This is a genomic window from Selenomonas sp. oral taxon 892 str. F0426 (assembly GCF_000468035.1).
In the GTDB taxonomy this organism is placed as follows: domain Bacteria; phylum Bacillota; class Negativicutes; order Selenomonadales; family Selenomonadaceae; genus Centipeda.
The window spans coordinates 1-3,178 of record NZ_KI260527.1; the positions used below are offsets into that span (position 1 = coordinate 1).

General features: G+C 57.1%; 1 protein-coding gene. It reads left to right on the plus strand.

The annotated features are described in order from the left end of the window. Positions 1 to 87 precede the first annotated feature (87 nt). On the plus strand, positions 88 to 3,126 hold the full coding sequence (locus tag HMPREF1992_RS02775) for a filamentous hemagglutinin N-terminal domain-containing protein (protein ID WP_021684291.1): 3,039 nt from the start codon (positions 88 to 90) through the stop codon (positions 3,124 to 3,126). The last annotated feature ends 52 nt before the right edge of the window (positions 3,127 to 3,178 follow it).

Consider the following 3,178-nt stretch of genomic DNA (forward strand, 5'->3'; position numbering starts at 1 on the left):
AGGTGGCACGCGACAGCGTGACGGAAGGGGCGCTTTGAACGAGGGAAAGCCAATAGACGATCGGAAGGAACGAAAGGAAGGAACGGAATGAATCTCAGGAAGAAAATGCGCCGCGGCAGCCTTGCGGCACTGATTACACTTGCACTCACGAGTTCGGCGCTTGCCATGCCGACGGGCGGCGTCGTGCAGTCGGGCGATGTAAACATCGGCGGCAGTACAGACTTCTCGACCGTTGCGAGCGGCGCAACCATCGGGGCGACAACGGACAGTGTGATCAACTGGGCGACGTTTGGCATCGGCAGTGGCGAGTCGCTGAATTTCAATATTCCGACGGGCAAGCTGCTCCTCAATCAAGTGACGGGCGCACAGGCATCCGACATTCTCGGCACGATGCGGCAGACGGGTGGCGGTGAGATCGCGCTCGTCAATCCGAACGGCATCCACATTGGCGGGAATGCTGTGCTGGATGTCAATACGCTGACCCTCTCTACCCTCGGCGTTGTGACGAAGACTGACACGGAGACACTCCTCCGTCAGGGGACACTCGGTGCGCATGCGATCACGGTCGATCAGGGGGCACAGTTCGAGATTGGGCGCAAGCTGAATATCTTCGGCGGGCAGGTGAATGTTGCGGACGGTGTCGTCTTCAACCTCGATGACACCTCCCATAATCCCCAGAATACACGGCTGACAGTCATTGCAGCAAAGGAGCTGCACTGGCTATTCGGCTCGGACAATGATACCGATTACGAGCGGGATACGATGGAGCGTGGCAATACGGTCGACTTCCACGGAACGGTGCATGCGGGCAACTCTCGTGTCTCAGAGATCAGCCTTTTCGGCTATGCGGTCAATGCGGATCGTGCCGATATCAGCGGTGACCGCGCGGATATCAACCTTGGCGCAGCGACCAAGGTCGAAGACGATGAGCGCGGCACTGCGGCGCAGCAGTATTGGAAAATAGAGTACAGCCCCGAGAATATCGTACGCGCGGATGGACTGAGAATCCGTGAAAAGAAGAGTACAGATATTCAGGCGGGTGTGGTCGAGCTGAAAAACAGCACCATCGACTCGACGCGCCTTACGATCACGGCAAGCAGCGCCGAGAGCAATACGGGGGACGTTGATCATGTGCCGGGGGCGACGGAACATCAGGTGATTACGGCAGGGAAGGATAACTCCGTCACGCTTGACAATGTGACAATCAACGGTATGACACCTCAGCACGGTGGGTATCACTGGTTTGAGATCACGGGCGGTACGGTGAACATCCTGAACTCGAACATTCACACGGAAAAGACGCTGAACGTCTCGGCGATCTCCTCCCTTGACCGCACGATGAAGAATCGTCATTGGGCGACGCCGATTGAGCTCGAAGGGACGCGCACGACCACGGGGGCGAATGCACTGAATGTGAAGAACTCGACGCTCAAGGTGACACGCCCCGCATGGGAGTCGGATCCCTATATCATTCAGGCGGATCTCAACGCAAAGGATGTCAAGCTCACGGGCGGTACGGTGTATTTGACGGGAGCGACGATTGAGACGCCGCTGATTGCCCAGATCATGGCGGGTACGACCGTCGAGAGAGAGGACAGTCCATACGATCAAACGGCGCATACACCGAGCACCACCGAGCTGCACAGCCTTCGGTCGACACCTGAGCATACGGTCACAATCGACGGCACAAGCACGATCCGCTCGACGGATGTCGCTGTCGGCGGCGGTAAGGTGACGGTTGGAAATGATGTGACGTTTAACCTTGGTGACGGATCAGGCGGTGCGATGGAGGTGGTCGCTGGATCTCGTGTTCCGTCGGGTGAGACGGAGATTACAACGACGGTGGCGAATAACGAGGTGCAGTTCCACGGAAAAATTCGCGGTGTCGGCATGAAGAATCAGTATGTTGGCATTATGGGCAATACGGTCAATCTTGACCATGCGGACATCCGTGATGTCGGGAAGGTTTACGCTGCCGCCATCAAACGCCTGAACTATGCGGAGGATGCACACGGCAACGAGGTAAGCACTGTTTCTACGGGTGCGGTCAATGCCTTGAATGCAGATGGATTAACGGTGGAGGCAAAGCGTTTCAGTATTCGGAGCGGGCAGATTACGCTGAAGAATACGATGCTGAATGCCATTCGCGGCAAACTGCAGGCGGGAACGATGGAGCGCGGCGATAAGACCAAGCTGACGCAGGGAGGTGCGGTTTATCTCGACAATACGAAGATTACTGTGGATGGCAGTGATCCTGCGAACTTTGCGTTCAGCAGTATCAGTGGAACAGCAGCCCTTTTGAATGGCACGGAAATTAAGGCGCCGAACGGAAAAATTGGCATTTTGGCCGGACACAGCTATGACGAATATACGGATAAGGCTGTGGTGACGAAGGATAGCAAGCTGTCCCTGTGGAAATCCAAAGTGGAAGGCAGGAATATGGACATCACGGCGGGCAGTATCGACCTCAATGACATGAGTGCATTGACTGCTGCAGATGATATTGAGATCGAACTGTCAGGCACAGACACCCTCCGCACGGACGGCTCGACGGGGACACTCTTGCGCGATGCGACCTCTCACGCAACGAAGGCGGGGCAAGAGCTCACATCGTTCACCGTGCAGAGTGCGGATAAACCTATCCCGCCCGCACCTGAGCCGCCGAAGCCGGTGCCGACGCCAGAGCCAAAGCCGACGCCGCAGCCTGAGCCGCCGAAGCCAGTGCCGACCCCTGAGCTGTCCAAGGATGATAAGGCAAACATGGCATCGGGCAAGAAAACGGTTGCGGAGGCACTCCTCAACAATGCTTCGCAGGAGAACCGCATCGCTGCCCTCACTGATGTGGTTGCCGATCTGAATGCAAAGGCATCGCGCCGCCAGAGTGCGGGTGTCGTTGTCGGCATCGTGCAGGAGATTGCCACCTCGGCAGCGCTCTCTGACGGTGAGAAGGTCTCCCTCGTCGAGCGTGTGCTCAGCGCCTACGCACCGGTACAGGAGGCAAAGGAAGAGCAGTCGAACCGCACGACGAGTACGACAGCCGAGGCTGTTCGTGTCGCTGAGACCATGGTTGCTGCGCCCGTCTACCCCGATGAGAACGAGGCGGAGGAAGTCGTTTCGTTCGCGTAATAACGGTTTGTTTTGACGAAAAGGGGCTGTTGCACGAAGTTTTCTAGCTTCG

Coding starts and splice junctions, on each gene's coding strand:
- HMPREF1992_RS02775 (WP_021684291.1), top strand. CDS start 88: ATGAATCTCAGGAAGAAAATGCGCCGCGGCAGCCTTGCGGCACTGATT.